Raw genomic sequence first — 14,443 nt, 5'->3', positions numbered from 1 at the left:
TTCACAGATCAACTCGATGGAACGTCGCTATCACCCAGCGACGCCACGGTCTTCAGCGCGCCGTCGAGCATGTCGCCCTTCTCGTCCTTCAGCGCGGCTTCGCGCAGGCGCCGGATCCAGTCGGCGGCGTCCGGGCGGCCCTTGACCAGGTCGAGTGCCGACAGCACCCGGTCGAATTTCGACTGCGCGCGGGCGTGGGTGTCGCTGTAGCCCTTGATCAGCCGGCGGCAGTTGAGGATCTCCGTGCCAAGCGCGTAGTCCTCGCCGACTTGGCCCAGCGCCAGCGCATACCAGCGCTCGAGATGCGCGGTCTCGACCTTGTGGCGCAGCAGGCGGCGGCGCCAGCGGCGCAGGCCGCCGATGAACCACAAAGCGGCAAAGCCGGCGAAACTGTCGGTGCGGATATGGCGGCCGCGGTTGATGCGGCGGTCGAGGAAGGCGGCGAGCTTCGGCCGCGCCTCGATGTAGCTGCCGAGCCCGGCCGGCAGCGTGCCGCAGAATTCCTCGATGCGCGGATGGAAATATTCGGTCACCTGCAGGACCGAGCCGTCCTTGACGCCAACCTCACGGCGTACGCGTCGGTCGCGGCTAGAGCGCGTCTTCAGGTCGGCGACGCGGATCATGTCGTCGTAGCACATGGCGTTGGCCAGATGCTTGGCGGCGGCGATCGACAGCGCGTAGGCGTGTTCGGCATCGTCCAGAGCGACGACCCGGTCGAGCCTATCGAGATACTCGCCGCCATAAGCAACGTCCTGATAGTCGACCACTTTTTTCAGGCCGCGAAGCGCCATGTCGGCGACAGGAGCCGGCAAAGCATCGACCCGGGCGGCCAGTTGCTGCCAGCCTCGCAAGAGACTTTGCGGGCCGCTCACCTTTGCCGTTGCGCCCGAGCCGGTTTCAGCGGCTGCCGGCCCTGCAGTCTTGTCGCCCGAAGGCGCACTCGCGATGCCGCGCGCCCGATCGTAGGCGGCGCCGAAGGCGGCGAGGCTGGCCTTGACACCACGGCCGCCGGCGCCGATCGCCTGCTCGTAGCTCTCGCGTGTAAACGGCAAGGCGTCGGAGCCGGCCAGCGCGCCGAGCAGGCTGGCCGAGATCATCGAGCCATTGTCGGCGGCGATCTTCTCCATATCGAAGGCGATGAAGCGCTTGGCCGCGGCTTCCGCCGTGGCATGCACCTTGGAGGACGAGGCGCGGCCGTCGCCGGGCTCGATCTTCTCCGAGACCGCGGCGATGCGGTGCGACGAGGCGATCAGCGTCGTGCGCTCGGGCGTGACGAAGCCGCGGATGATGGCGCGGCCGGCCTCCATCAGTTCGGCGGCAATCAGGATGTCGACGTCGCCCTGCGACGGCGACAGCGCGAAGACCGGCAGGCGGCCGGTGTCGGGGCACATTTCGACATAATAGATGGTGGCGCCGGTGCGCTGGGCGACGCCGGCGACCGAGGTCGATTGCGCGACGTAGCCGTTGCGCTCGGCGACGTCGGTGATCCAGTCGGCCAGCACGCCACCGCCCTGGCCACCGACCGCCAGCACGGCAAGCTTGATGACGCGCTCGTCTTCGGGGGCGCCGGCTTTCGAGCGCGATGAGGGCACGGCGTCAAGCATCGGCGAATATCAGGCGCCGGCTTTCACGGCGCCGCTGCAAGAGACCGATCATGGCGCGGCGAGCGGCTTCAAGGAAACGGTCCCAGCGGCTCGGATTGTGCACGACATCGGCGCGGTAGAAGGATGGGCAGAGCACCGCCGCATCGGCGACCTCGCCGCAATTGCCGCAACCGACGCAGCTTTGGTCGATATGCGCCACCGGATCGTCGCGCAGGGGGTCGTCCAGCGACTTCACCGACAGCGACGGGCAGCCGGAAAGCCGCATGCAGGCATGGTCGCCGGTGCAGATATCTTCGTCGACGCCGAATTTCGGCTTGACTATGCGCGCCCCGCCCTTGATCGCCTTGTCGACCAGCGGCTTTTCGCGGCGCTGCCGGTTGAGCATGCATTCGGACGAGGCGACAATGACTTTCGGGCCCTTTTCGTCCGTCGTCAGCGCCTCGCGCAGCGTGTCTTGCATCTTGGTTACGTCGTAGGTGCGGTCGATGTGGCGCAGCCATTTGACGCCCATGCCCTTCACCGCCTCGGTGATCGGGTGCTTGGTCGACTTGGTCTTGTTGCCGGCGCGGGACGACAGGATGTCCTGGCCGCCGGTGGCGGCCGAATAGAAATTGTCGACGATGACGATGACGCCGTCGTTCTTGTTGAACACCGCGTTGCCGATCGACGAGGTCAGACCGTTGTGCCAGAAGCCGCCGTCGCCGACGAAGGAGATCGAGCGGCGCTTGGCATCGGGCGAATTGAACGCCGAAGCCGAGGCCGGCCCCAGCCCGTAGCCCATGGTAGTGGCACCTAGCTCGAAAGGCGGCATGATCGAGAACAGATGGCAGCCAATGTCGGAGGCGATGTGGTGCTTGCCCAGCTCCTGCTCGACCAGCTTGGTGGCGGCGAAGATCGGCCGCTCCGGGCAGCCGACGCAGAAGCCGGGCGGCCGGCCCGGGACGACGTTGATCAGGTCGGCGGTGTCGAGCCCGTCGCCGATCTTGTTCGGCGCGCGGACCTCGCTTGGCAGCAGATGCGGGATGGTGGCGCGCAGGAACGATCCGATGCCGTCGAGCATCACCTGGCCGGTATATTCGCCGGCCATAGGCAGATGTTCCTTGCCGACGAGCCTGGTGCCGCGGCCGGCCTTGTGCAGCATCGCGGCAAAGGCCTGTTCGATGTAGTTGGGCTGGCCTTCCTCGACGACGAGGACGGCGTCCTTGCCTTCGCAGAAAGACAGGAACTCGTCGTCGACTAAGGGATAGACGGCGTTGAGCACATAGAGCGGCACGTCGGTGTCGCCATAAGTGTCGGCGAGGCCAAGCCGCTGCAGCGCCCGGATGACCGAATTGTACATGCCGCCCTGCATGACGATGCCGACCGAGCCGTGCTCCGGGCCGAAAAACTCGTTGATCTTGTTGGTGCGGATGAAATCCACCGCCGCCGGCCAGCGTTTCTGCACCTTTTCCTTCTCGTGCAGGAAGGACGCGGGCGGCAGCACGATGCGGCCGGTGTCGCGGCGCGGCGCCTCGAGCGCATCGGCCACAGTCATTGCCGGGCGCTTGTTGTCCTTGGCGATGAAATGGCCGTGGACATGGCAGCAGCGAATACGGACCTGCAGCATGACCGGCGTGTTGGAAACCTCGGACAGCTCGAAGCCGTCCTGCACCGCCTTGACGATCGACGGCAGGTTCGGTCGCGGGTCGAGCAGCCAGACCTGGCTCTTCATGGCAAAGGCGTGGCTGCGCTCCTGCATGATCGAGGAGCCTTCGCCGTAATCCTCGCCGACGATGATCAATGCACCGCCGGTGACGCCGCCGGAAGCGAGATTGGCGAGCGCGTCGGAGGCGACATTGGTGCCGACCGTCGACTTGAAGGTCGCCGCGCCGCGGATAGGATAATGCACCGATGCGGCAAGCATGGCGGTGGCCGTGGCTTCCGAGGCGCTCGCCTCGAAATGCACGCCGAGCTCGCCCAGGATATCCTGCGCGTCGGCCAGCACGTCCATCAAATGGCTGATCGGCGCGCCCTGATAGCCGCCGACATAGCCGACGCCGCATTGCAGCAGCGCCTTGGTGATGGCGAGAATGCCTTCGCCGGAAAACTCCTCGCCGGCGCCGAGCCTGAGCTTTTCGACTTCCTTGGCAAAAGACCGTTCGGCCATTTTGGGCTCCTTCCGTTACCGCCCCGATGGCGGCGCGTAAGATCAGATGTCGTGCTTGCGAATGTTCTTCAGCATCTTCTGCAATGTCGCGATCAGCGCCGCGTATTCGGCATCGTCGACATCGTCGAACATTGCCTCGAAAGCGTCGTGCATGGCCGGCCAGGCGCGCGCGAACTCGGCGCGGCCATCGTCGGTCAGGAACACATGGCGGATACGGCTGTCGGTGACCCCCTGCTCGCGCCGCACAAACCCTTGCCCCTCCAGCGTGTCGAGCGTCCGGCTCAAGGTCGACTGCTCGATGACGGTATAGACCGAGAGATCGTTGACAGTGACGCCATCGGTGACCGACAGCACGGCCAGCGTGCGCACCTGCGGAATGGTCAGGCCCTGCCTGCGGAAATTGTCACGCAAAGTGGCGTTGTAGCGGCCCATGATGCGGTTCATCAGATAGGGCGCGAATTGCTGCAGGCCGATCTGGCCCAAAGTCGAGATGCGCTGGCGCTTTTCAACCTTCTGTTCCATCACAGCCTCCCCGCCAGGAGAAAGCCGGAGCCGCCGCCCAAGCCAGCACCCGGATGGGTCGAGGCACCGATGTGGTAGAGACCCCTGACCCCGGTGGCGTGATTGCGGCTCGTCTTGAACGGCCGCCACAGAAACGACTGGTCGATGGCCGAGGAACCGCCATAGGGGTCGCCGCCGACCAGATTGATGTTCATCGCTTCCAGGTCGGCCGGCGAACAGGCGCGGCGTGCGATGACGCTGTCCTTGAACCCATCGATATGGCTGGCGAGGATCGCTTCGGCACGGTCGGCATAGGCTTCGCGCAGCGCCTCGGTCCAGCGACCGTCTGCCGGTGTTTGCAGTTTGCCGGCGGCATCGCCCTTGATATGCCGTGGCGCCTCGGGCAGTTGCAGCCACAGGACCGCCTTGCCGTCCGGGCAGCGCGATGGGTCGAGCGCGTGCGGCTGGCCGACGCACATGGTCGGCACCTCCGGCAGCATGCCGCGCACGGCTTCGTTGCAGGCCTTCGAGACGCCGTCGAGCCCCGGCGTCAGATGCAGCAGCGCGACCTTGTCCAGGCCCTCGCCGCGCCATGCTGGCGGCTTGTCCAAGGCATAGTGGATCTGGAAATTGCCCTTGCCGTAGCGGTATTTTTGCGCTGCCTCGACGTCGGCTTTCGGCGCCGCGTCGCCGAGGAGCCGCTCGTAGAGCTGCGTCGGCGTGACCGAGCAGATGACGCTCTTGTTCACGTTGATCGTTTCGCCCGAAGCCAGCCGCACGCCGGCGGCGCGGCCTCCGCTTTGGACAATAGCCGCGACGTCGGCGCCGGTGCGGATTTCGCCGCCACGTTCCCTCATCAGGGCCTCGAAGGCGGCCAGCAGATTCCTGGCACCGCCCTTGACGATCGGCGCGCCGGCCGCCTCAAGCGCGAAGGCAATGACCTTGGCGATCTGGCCGGAGAACGCGTCCTCAGGCCCGAGGCCGGCATGCAGCACCCAGGGCGCCCACAGCGCGCGCATGGTTTCCGACTGGTAGGTGCTTTCCAGCCAACCGCGCGCCGGCACCAGCGCGCTGCCGAGAAAGGCGGCAAGGCCACGCGGGCCGCGCCGCCAGGCCTCACCCGCCAGCAGCCTGGCCGTCGGGTAGGACCACAGGCTGCCACCGAGCAGTCCGAACAGCAGACCGGCGTTGCGCTCGATCTCGCCGACATCGTTTGCGTGCCGGTCGCCGTCGCCCGCGGCAAGCGCATTGATCGCCGCTACATTGGCGATACGATCGGTGCGCAGGACGGCATGGCTGCCGTCCGGGCGCAGCACGCCGGTCGGCGTGGAGGTGTTGCAAAACTCCAGGCCGTGCCGCGCCAGATCCTTGCCCAGCGCCGCATAGGCCGGCGAGGTGATGAACAGGACAAAGGTCGTCGCCATCACGTCGTGGATGAAGCCGGGCGCGGTGATTTCTTCGGTGCGCATGCAGCCGCCGATGCGGTCGTTGCGCTCGAGCACCAGCACCTTCGCCCCCTTGCTGCCAAGCATCGCCGAGCAGACCAGCGCGTTGATGCCGCTGCCGACGACGATGTGATCGGGAGCGCTCATCGATGCGTGCTCCTAGCCGGCAGGAGTTCAATTGCAGAAATTGGCGCTCTACGGCGCCGTAGAGCCGCAGCTTTGCAAGGCTGCCGCTCCCACTCCGTCATCACAGTGCCACTTCCGCACATGATCTTCTCCCGAAGACCGCAGCTACCCTATTGCCTTGGCACCAACGCCAACGCGCGGATCGGGCTGCCGGTGCCGTGCTCGATCTTGAGCGGCGCCGCGATCAGGATCGCGCCTTTCGGCGGCAGCCGGTCGAGGTTGCAAAGGCTGGCGAGGCCGTAGCGGTTAGCCTTGTGCATCAGGCTATGCGCCGGGAACGGCGGCTCCATTCCCCCTGCTTTTCCAGCATCCGTGCCGATCGTCTCGCTGCCCCAGCCCTTGATGTCCTTGCTAATCAGATACTGGATGGCTTCGGCGGTCGGGCCAGGCGTGTGCGGTCCGGTCTCATTGGCGTTGAGGAACTCGGCTTCCGAGCCGTTGCGCTTATACCAGTCGGTGCGCATCACCACCCACTCGCCGGGATTGATAGCGCCATGTTCGGCTTCCCATGCCTTGATGTGATCGACGGTGAGCAGGAAATCGTGATCGGCTGCCGCTTGCTTCGAACAGTCGATGACGTTGACCGGGCCGACGAAGTTCTGCGCCGGAATGGTGTCGGTGGCGCCGTCCGGATAATCCTTGCCGGTGATCCAGTGGTTGGGTGCGTCGAAATGGGTGCCCGAATGCTCGCCGAGCTTGAGCCAGTTCCACGCCCACCACGGGCCATTCTTGTCATAGGCGGAGATGGCGTGGATCTCGATCTTCGGCGTGTCGACCGCCAGTTCCGGCGGCAGCTTGATCAGTGGCGTGTTGGGCCCGAGCGGCGCCGTCAGGTCGACCACCTGGATGGCGCCTGAAAGCAGCTGGCCGGCGACTTCGCCTAGAAGTTGTTGTGTGTCCATGGTCTCTGTTCCCTCTTTCTCGATGGTGCTGAAGGCTCTCGCGGCCCTTAATATCCTACTAGACGAAAACATATGCATCTGCAATTATCTTTAAGCATAAAGCAAATGGGACGGGGCGTGAGCGAGTTCGACGCCATATTTGTCGGGGCAGGCCACAACAGTCTGGCATGCGCCGCGCATCTGGCGCTCAAAGGCTGGAAAACGGCAGTTTTCGAGCGTAATGCAACGATCGGCGGCGCCGTCCAGACGCGCGAATTGACGCTTCCGGGCTTCCGGCACGATTTCGGCGCGATGAATCTCAGCCTGTTCGCCGGCTCGGCCTTTCACAAGAAATATGCAAATGAATTGAAAACCCACGGGCTGGAATTCGTGCCGGTGGCCGACTGTTTTGCCAGCGCCTTCCCCGACGGTCGCTGGTTCGGCGTCAGCACCGACCTGGAAAAGACCGCCTCGCGCATGGCCGCTTTTTCCGACGCCGACGCACAGACATGGCGCCGTCTGGTTGCGGCATTCCCGGCGGAGGCCGAGCATCTGTTCCGGCTGCTGGGCTCGCCGATGAGCGGCCGTGCGCTCGCCGGCACCGCCTGGAACCTCTGGCGCAAGAAGGGTTTTGCCGGCGCGCTCGATACTGGTCGGTTGCTGCTTTCGTCACCCCGCGCCTGGCTCGAGGAGACTTTCCAGTCACCGCATGTCAGGGCGACGCTCGCCACCTGGGGCATGCATCTCGACTTCGCCCCCGATATCGCCGGCGGCGCGGTGTTCCCTTACCTCGAATCCATGGCCAACCAGCGCTTCGGCATGGTGCTCGGCAGAGGCGGCGCCGACACCATTATCCGCGCTCTGTCGGGCATGCTCACGGCCGCCGACGGCAAGATCGTCACCGGGGCTGATGTCGCCGAGATCACGGTTTCGGCCGGCAAAGCGACCGGCGTGCGGCTCGCTTCCGGCGAGACCCACACAGCCACCAAGGCCGTCATCGCCGGTGTCGCGCCCAAGGCGCTGACCGGGAAACTGTTGCCTAACGGATCGGGCGACACCGGCTTCGACACGGCCGTGAAAAAATTCCGCCACGCGCCGGGGACGTTGATGATCCATCTGGCGCTCGACGATCTGCCGGACTGGCGCGCCGGCGCCGAGCTTCGGCAGTTCGCCTATGTGCACCTTTCGCCGTCGCTCGACGCCATGTCGCTGACCTACCAGCAGGTGATGGCAGGCATGCTGCCGGATGAACCGGTGCTGGTCGTCGGCCAGCCGACGGCCGTCGATCCCTCGCGCGCGCCGGACGGCAAGCACGTACTTTGGGTGCAGGTGCGCATGCTGCCAGCCGAGATTGCAGGCGATGCAGCGGGCACGATCGCGGCGGCTCACTGGGACGAGGCTAGGGAGCACTACGCCGAGCGCGTCCTCGACATTATCGAGCGCTATGCGCCCGGCCTTCGTCGGAAGATCCTCGGCCGCGCCGTGTTCTCGCCCATCGACCTCGAACGCGAGAACCCGAACCTTGTCGGCGGCGACCAGATCTGCGGCAGCCATCATCTGGCGCAGAATTTCCTGTTCCGGCCGGCGCGCGGTTACGCCGGCTGGAACACGCCGGTCGGCAATCTGCACCTGACCGGGGCGGCAACATGGCCCGGCGCCGGCACCGGGGCGGCGTCGGGCTACATGCTCGCGCAACAACTTGGCGGGAGGTAGGCTCCATTTTTCATCTAGGGTGAAGGAGGACAAGGCGCGGTTGCCCAAGGAGCCTGAACCCACCGATTGACAACGACACCGCGCATAAAAGCAACAGGGGAACGACCATGACAATCAACAGACGAGAATTGCTCGGATATGGCGCGGCCGCACTTGGCGCCACGGCGCTCGGCCTGCCGCAAATCGCCAAGGCTGCCGGCGAACTGACCATCGCCTACAATGTCAATTTGCCGTCCTGGGACCCGACCACCGGGCCTTCGGCGGTCAACCCGACCATCCAGGGTCTCTACCAGTCGGTGTTCGACCAGTTCATCCCGCAGAAGCCGGATCTTTCTTTCGCGCCCGGCCTGCTCACCGAATGGGGCTGGAACGAGGATCGCAGCAAGATCATGATGACGGTGCGCGAGGGCGTCACCTGGCATGACGGCTCGCCATTCACGGCCGAAGACGTGGTCTGGTCGCTGCAGCGGGCGGGCGATGAAAAGACCGGCAACCCGATCCAGTTCGTCTGGAAGAACGTCAACAACTTCAAGATCGACGGCAACAAGATCACCGGCGACGTCGTGCAATTCGACCCGGTGTATTTCAAGTGGATGTCGTTCCTGACCGGCTACATCATGCCGAAGGCCTATTACGAAAAGGTCGGCGCCGAGGGTTTTGAGAAAGCCCCGATCGGCACCGGGCCCTATATGGTCGACAAATTCGAGCGCAACGCCTTCCTGCGGCTCAAGGCCAACCCGAACTACTGGGGCGGCAAGCCGGCCTTCGAAAACGTAACCATCAAGTTCGTCACCGATGCGGCGAGCCGCGTCGCCGAGATCGAGTCCGGTTCCTCGCAGGTGACGCTGGAAATCCCCTATGAGGAATATGACCGCCTGATCGCCAAGGATGGACTTGCCGGCTCATGCAAGAACGTCTCCGACATCGGCATGATCTTCTTCAACGACATCGACGTGATGCTGGACAAGAACGTGCGCCAGGCGGCGGTGATGGCGGTCGACAAAAAGCTTTTGGTCGACCGGCTGCTGCGCGGTTACGGCCAGCCCATCGATACGCTGGAGACGCCGGAATACGAGGCCTACGATGCGTCGATCAAGGTGGAGCACAATCCGGACAAGGCCAAGGAACTGCTGGCCGCCTCCGGCTATTCGCCGGAAAAGCCGGTCAAGTTCACGATACAGACGACCAAGGGCTTCAAGCCCAAGGACTACGAGATGATCCAGGCGATCGTCGGCATGTGGCGCAAGGTCGGCATCGAGGCAACGATCGAGGTCTACGAGATCGCCAAGCACTACGAGCTGCGCGCCGCCGACAAGCTGGCGCCGGCGGCCTTCTACAATTGGGGCAATGCCATCGGCGATCCCACCACGTCGACCGGCTTTGCCATGTATGGCCCAAGCCCGCATTCGGTATGGGACAGCCAGGACCTGATCGACATGATCAATCCACTATGGGGCGAGAAGGACGAGGCCAAGCGCATTGCCGGCTGGAAGGCCGTCGACAAATACATCGCCGAACAGGCCTATGTGCTGCCGCTGATCCAGTATGCGCAGCCGATCGTGCATGCCAAGGGCGTCAATGTGGTGCAGCATGTGTCGGGCGCACTTCTGCCGGCGCTGATGAGCCCGGCCTGAGACAGTCTTCGGCTTGCCGCGCGCCGTCCGGAATGACGGCGCGCATTTTCCGCCACGGGCGACCATGCTGCTGCAAAGATTCCTGATCCGTCTTCTGACGATGGCGATCACGCTGTTCGGCGTGGCCGTCGTCGTCTTTATCGTCATCCGTGTCGCGCCGGGCGACCCGATCGCGATGATGCTGCCGCCCGGCGCGACCGATGCCGACATCGCTCGGCTGCGCGCGCTTTACGGGCTGGACAAGACCATCGTCCAGCAATTCTTCATCTGGCTGGCCGGTGTCGTCAGGGGCGATTTCGGCACGTCGATCTCACTGCGGCAGGACGTGCTTGGGCTGGTCTTCAATCGCCTCCCGGCCACGCTGGAACTCGCCATCGTCGCGCTTGTGATGGCGCTGGCGATCGGCGGCACGACGGCGATCCTCGGCGCGCGCGAACGCGGCACCGCGGTCGAAGCCGGCATCGACATTGCCAGCGGTGCGGCACTCTCGATTCCCGATTTCCTGTGGGGCCTGGTGCTGATCCTTCTGTTCGGCGTGCTGGTGCCTATCTTCGACATTTCTGGCCGGGTGTCGCCGCAGCTCGACCTGCCCTTCGCCACGCAATTCTATCTGTTCGAAAGCATCGTACGGCTGCGCTTCGACCTGACCAGGGACCTGCTGGCACACATGCTGATGCCGGCGATTGCGCTGGCGCTGCCACTGGCCGCGATCATCTCGCAGCTGCTGAAACAGTCGCTGAAGGAAGTGCTCGACCTCGACTACGTCGTGCTGGCGCGGGTAAAGGGCTTTTCGGAAACGCAGGTCATCCTGCGCGAGGCGCTGAAGAACGCGGCCCTGCCGACGCTGACGCTGGTCGGCGTGCAGTTCACCTTCCTGATCGGCGGCACGGTCATCGTCGAACGACTGTTTTCCTATGAAGGTCTCGGCAACATGGCGATCGATGCCGTCATCAACCGCGACCTGCCGCTGATCCAGGGCATCGTGCTGGTCTTCGCGCTGCTGTTTGTGCTGATCAACCTTGCCGTCGACATGATGTACGCCCTGCTCAATCCGAGGCTGCGCCATGGATGAGGCCCGCATTTCGAGACATGGCTCGCGGGCACGCCTGTGGCTGGCCGGCGGCTGGCTGCTGATTGCGCTGCTGGCCGCAATTTTTGCGCCGCTGGTCGCACCGCAGGACCCGCTGGCGCAGGATTTGATGCTGGAGCGCCTGCCGCCGTTCTGGCTCGATGGAGCCGAGCCCGGCTACTGGCTCGGCACCGATAGTCTCGGCCGCGATCTCCTGTCACGGCTGATCTTCGGTGCCCGCATCGCCTTCATCGTCGCCTTCGCGGCAGCCCTTGCCGCCTGCCTGGTCGGCTCGACGCTGGGGCTGATCGCCGGCTATTTCGGCGGCTGGGCCGACCGCATCATCTCGCGTATCGTCGATGTCTGGATGGCGTTTCCGCCGGTGCTGTTTGCCATCCTTCTGGTCGCCGTGCTCGGCACCGGCTTGAGCTCGGTTATCATTGCCATTGCCGTCATCGACTGGACGCGCTTCTGCCGGGTGATCCGCGCCGAGACGATGGGCCAGTCGCGCATGGACTATGTCGAGAATGCCCGCATCGCCGGCTACGGCCGCATCGGCATCATGCTGCGCGAAGTGCTGCCCAATGTGGTGCCGTCGATCGTCGCGCTGCTGTCGCTGGAGATGGGCATTGCCGTCATCGTCGAGGCGATCCTGTCCTTCGTCAATCTGTCGATCTCGACCGACGACCCAACCTGGGGCGGCATCATCGCCGAGGGCCGCCTGTCGATCCATCAGGCTTGGTGGGTGCTGGTGTTCCCGCTGGTCACGCTGATCCTGACGGTGCTGTCGTTCAGCCAGTTTGGCGAGGGCCTCAGGGCACGTTTCGATCCGGTGCTGCGATGAACGCGCTGGCGAAACCCTGCCTCGACATACGCAGCCTTAGCGCGGTGCTGCCTAATGGCTTGCGCGTGCTGCGCTCGGTGTCGCTCGCCGTCGAGCCCGGCGAGGTGCGTGCGCTGGTCGGCGAGAGCGGCGCCGGCAAGACGATGATCGGCAAGGCGGTGCTTGGCGTGCTGCCTTCGAGCGTGCGCATCGTCGAAGGCGACATGCTGCTTGAGGGCGAGGACCTCGGCAAACTGCAGGCCAAGGCAAGGCGCACGCTGATCGGCGCGCGCACGGCGCTGATCCCGCAAGACCCGCTGACCGCGCTCAACCCGTCACGCCGCATCGGCCCGCAGATGACCGACCGGCTGGTGCGCATCCTCGGCTGGAGCGGCGAGAAGGCCGATGCACGCATCCGCCAATTGCTGGACGAGGTGCAAATCCGCGAACCCGAGCGTGTCCTCAAATGCTATCCGCACGAGCTGTCCGGCGGCATGCGCCAGCGCGTGCTGATCGCCGCGGCGTTCGCAGCCGAACCAAGGCTGATCGTCGCCGACGAGCCAACCACGGCGCTCGACGTGACTGTGCAGAAGCAGATCCTGCGGCTGATCGCGCAACTGCAGCGCGAGCACGGCACGGCGATCCTGTTCGTTACCCATGATCTCGGCGTCGTCGCCAAGATCAGCCAGAAGGTCTCGGTGCTCTATGCTGGCAAGGTGGTCGAGGAGGCCGAAACGGCCGCTCTCTTCGCCGCTCCGCAGCACCCCTACACGCGAGCTCTGATGGCCGCGACGCCACGCTACACCGATCCCTTCGCCTCGCTGAAGCCGGTGGACGAGGCGGTGCTGGCCGGGCTTGCTTCGGAGATCGCCGCCGCCGATCAGGCCTGGAGGCGCCCGCATGGCTGAGCCGCTGTTTTCCGTGCGTGGGCTGAAGGTCGCGCTGCCCGACATGACGCGCAAGCCGCTGATCGGCCGCGCGCCCTTGGCCGAGATCCTGAAAGGGCTGGATTTCGACCTGCCAAAGGGATCGGTGACCGGCATCGTCGGCGAATCCGGCTCCGGCAAATCGACGCTTGGCCGCGCCTTAGTGCGGCTTCTGGAGCCGAGCGCCGGCAAGGTCATCTTCGACGGCCGCGACATCACGCATCTGGCTGAGGCCGAACTCCGGCCGCTGCGCCGCAATCTGCAGATGATCTTCCAGGACCCGATGTCGTCGCTTAACCCACGCCGCACCATCGCCAGCATCATCGCCGCACCACTCAAACAGAATGGCCTCGGCGACAATCTGAAAGCCCGAGTTGCTGAAGCGCTTCAGCGCGTCGGCCTGCCGCAAGGCTTCGCCAGCCGCTATCGTCATGAATTGTCGGGCGGCCAGCGCCAGCGCGTCGGCATTGCCCGAGCGCTGGCGCTGTCGCCGAAATTCGTGCTGGCCGACGAAATCGTCTCAGGCCTCGACGTGTCGACGCAGGCACAGATCCTGACGCTGCTGGAAAAGCTTGCAGCGGAGATGGGCCTGACCGTCGCCTTCATCAGCCATGACCTGTCGGTGATCCGGCGGCTCTGCCGGCAAGTGATCGTCATGCGCGAAGGCGCGATCGTCGAAGCCAGTGCGACGGATACTTTGTTCGAGAAGCCGCAGCAGGCTTACACGCGCGACCTCCTCGCCGCCATTCCGCTGCCCGAGATCGATGATGCCTGGCTGCTTCCCGCCGCAAAGGCGCCGGCATGAAACACAATCCTATTCGCACGCTAAAGAGCGGGCCTCAGGCGTGCACCCGGCAAAATGTCCCGCGATGGAGGATGACTGACATGAAGAATGCAATCCGCTACGCAGTGCTCACCGCCACCGTGCTGGGAGGCATCGGCACGGCTTACGCCAGTTCCATTCCCGGCATGCGTGGCCACGACCACACCGGCGTCACCGTCCCCGACATGGAGCAGGCGGTCGATTTCTTCACCGAGGTGGTTGGCTGCAAGAAGGCGATGTCGTTCGGCCCGTTCGCCGACGACAAGGGCACATTCATGCAGGATCTGCTGGGCGTCGATCCCAAGGCGGTGATTGAGGAGATCACCCTGGTCCGCTGCGGACACGGGTCGAACATCGAGCTGTTCAAATACACCGCGCCGGACCAGAAGGACCTGACGCCTCGCAACAGCGACATAGGCGGCTTCCATATCGCCTTCTATGTCGACGACATCGCCGCCGCAAAAGCCTATCTTGACGGCAAGGGCGTCAAGACGCGGATGGGACCGCTGCCGGTTACCGAAGGCCCGGCGGCCGGCCAGACCATCCTCTACTTCCAGGCGCCCTGGGGCTTGCAGTTGGAAGCGATCAGCTATCCCAATGGCATGGCCTATGAAAAAGATGCGGAGACGGTGCTGTGGAGCCCGAAGAACCCGGAAAAATAGCCCGGGGCGTCCCTGGCCTGCGCAACTGCC

General features: G+C 64.8%; 12 protein-coding genes. 7 read left to right on the top strand and 5 right to left on the bottom strand.

Annotated elements, in window-relative coordinates; translation table 11 throughout:
- Positions 1-8: 8 nt before the first annotated feature.
- The 5 genes from NKI70_RS24130 to NKI70_RS24110 form a co-directional block, all read right to left on the bottom strand.
- On the bottom strand, positions 9-1,604 hold the full coding sequence (locus NKI70_RS24130; protein ID WP_352698181.1) for an indolepyruvate oxidoreductase subunit beta family protein: 1,596 nt from the start codon (positions 1,602-1,604) through the stop codon (positions 9-11).
- Positions 1,597-3,750: a thiamine pyrophosphate-dependent enzyme gene (locus NKI70_RS24125; RefSeq protein ID WP_352570280.1), complete on the bottom strand. Its 2,154-nt coding sequence runs from the start codon at positions 3,748-3,750 to the stop codon at positions 1,597-1,599. Before NKI70_RS24125 ends, NKI70_RS24130 begins: the two co-directional genes overlap by 8 nt.
- Before the next feature lie 42 nt (positions 3,751-3,792).
- Positions 3,793-4,272 (bottom strand): MarR family winged helix-turn-helix transcriptional regulator, encoded by a 480-nt coding sequence (locus tag NKI70_RS24120; protein ID WP_023676846.1) that lies wholly within the window; start codon positions 4,270-4,272, stop codon positions 3,793-3,795.
- Positions 4,272-5,843 (bottom strand): phytoene desaturase family protein, encoded by a 1,572-nt coding sequence (locus tag NKI70_RS24115; RefSeq protein WP_352724967.1) that lies wholly within the window; start codon positions 5,841-5,843, stop codon positions 4,272-4,274. The genes NKI70_RS24120 and NKI70_RS24115 overlap by 1 nt, the downstream gene beginning before the upstream one ends.
- 149 nt (positions 5,844-5,992) lie before the next feature.
- Entirely contained in the window at positions 5,993-6,784 is a 792-nt protein-coding gene (locus tag NKI70_RS24110; RefSeq protein WP_023676844.1) for a cyclase family protein, read from the bottom strand.
- A gap of 117 nt (positions 6,785-6,901) precedes the next feature.
- Between NKI70_RS24110 and NKI70_RS24105 the strand changes: the two genes are divergently transcribed.
- The 7 genes from NKI70_RS24105 to NKI70_RS24075 all read left to right on the top strand — a co-directional run bounded on the left by NKI70_RS24105 (position 6,902) and on the right by NKI70_RS24075 (position 14,413).
- A complete protein-coding gene (locus NKI70_RS24105) occupies positions 6,902-8,476 on the top strand; it encodes a phytoene desaturase family protein (protein ID WP_352724966.1) in 1,575 nt (524 codons plus the stop codon).
- Between the two features lie 107 nt (positions 8,477-8,583).
- The gene (locus NKI70_RS24100; RefSeq protein WP_023676842.1) at positions 8,584-10,110 is read left to right on the top strand and encodes an ABC transporter substrate-binding protein; all 1,527 of its coding nucleotides are present in this window, start codon (positions 8,584-8,586) and stop codon (positions 10,108-10,110) included.
- Positions 10,111-10,174: 64 nt separating this feature from the next.
- Positions 10,175-11,182: an ABC transporter permease gene (locus tag NKI70_RS24095; protein ID WP_023676841.1), complete on the top strand. Its 1,008-nt coding sequence runs from the start codon at positions 10,175-10,177 to the stop codon at positions 11,180-11,182.
- The gene (locus NKI70_RS24090) at positions 11,175-12,023 is read left to right on the top strand and encodes an ABC transporter permease (RefSeq protein WP_023676840.1); all 849 of its coding nucleotides are present in this window, start codon (positions 11,175-11,177) and stop codon (positions 12,021-12,023) included. The genes NKI70_RS24095 and NKI70_RS24090 overlap by 8 nt, the downstream gene beginning before the upstream one ends.
- The gene (locus NKI70_RS24085) at positions 12,020-12,910 is read left to right on the top strand and encodes an ABC transporter ATP-binding protein (protein WP_031211797.1); all 891 of its coding nucleotides are present in this window, start codon (positions 12,020-12,022) and stop codon (positions 12,908-12,910) included. The genes NKI70_RS24090 and NKI70_RS24085 overlap by 4 nt, the downstream gene beginning before the upstream one ends.
- Complete coding sequence (locus NKI70_RS24080; RefSeq protein ID WP_023676838.1) at positions 12,903-13,733, top strand: ATP-binding cassette domain-containing protein; 831 nt, start codon at positions 12,903-12,905, stop codon at positions 13,731-13,733. Before NKI70_RS24085 ends, NKI70_RS24080 begins: the two co-directional genes overlap by 8 nt.
- 80 nt (positions 13,734-13,813) lie before the next feature.
- Positions 13,814-14,413 (top strand): VOC family protein, encoded by a 600-nt coding sequence (locus NKI70_RS24075; protein ID WP_023676837.1) that lies wholly within the window; start codon positions 13,814-13,816, stop codon positions 14,411-14,413.
- Positions 14,414-14,443 lie beyond the last annotated feature (30 nt).

Origin of the sequence: Mesorhizobium sp. M0500 (assembly GCF_040321165.1) — a bacterium.
Taxonomy (GTDB): Bacteria; Pseudomonadota; Alphaproteobacteria; order Rhizobiales; family Rhizobiaceae; genus Mesorhizobium.
This window is presented reverse-complemented; position numbering and strand designations above follow the sequence as displayed.

Excerpts from the sequence above, each read along its gene's own strand:
- NKI70_RS24110 (WP_023676844.1), bottom strand. The coding sequence starts at position 6,784 with ATGGACACACAACAACTTCTAGGCGAAGTCGCCGGCCAGCTGCTTTCA.
- NKI70_RS24080 (WP_023676838.1), top strand. The coding sequence starts at position 12,903 with ATGGCTGAGCCGCTGTTTTCCGTGCGTGGGCTGAAGGTCGCGCTGCCC.
- NKI70_RS24100 (WP_023676842.1), top strand. The coding sequence starts at position 8,584 with ATGACAATCAACAGACGAGAATTGCTCGGATATGGCGCGGCCGCACTT.
- NKI70_RS24125 (WP_352570280.1), bottom strand. The coding sequence starts at position 3,750 with ATGGCCGAACGGTCTTTTGCCAAGGAAGTCGAAAAGCTCAGGCTCGGC.
- NKI70_RS24115 (WP_352724967.1), bottom strand. The coding sequence starts at position 5,843 with ATGAGCGCTCCCGATCACATCGTCGTCGGCAGCGGCATCAACGCGCTG.
- NKI70_RS24085 (WP_031211797.1), top strand. The coding sequence starts at position 12,020 with ATGAACGCGCTGGCGAAACCCTGCCTCGACATACGCAGCCTTAGCGCG.
- NKI70_RS24090 (WP_023676840.1), top strand. The coding sequence starts at position 11,175 with ATGGATGAGGCCCGCATTTCGAGACATGGCTCGCGGGCACGCCTGTGG.
- NKI70_RS24120 (WP_023676846.1), bottom strand. The coding sequence starts at position 4,272 with ATGGAACAGAAGGTTGAAAAGCGCCAGCGCATCTCGACTTTGGGCCAG.
- NKI70_RS24075 (WP_023676837.1), top strand. The coding sequence starts at position 13,814 with ATGAAGAATGCAATCCGCTACGCAGTGCTCACCGCCACCGTGCTGGGA.
- NKI70_RS24130 (WP_352698181.1), bottom strand. The coding sequence starts at position 1,604 with ATGCTTGACGCCGTGCCCTCATCGCGCTCGAAAGCCGGCGCCCCCGAA.
- NKI70_RS24095 (WP_023676841.1), top strand. The coding sequence starts at position 10,175 with ATGCTGCTGCAAAGATTCCTGATCCGTCTTCTGACGATGGCGATCACG.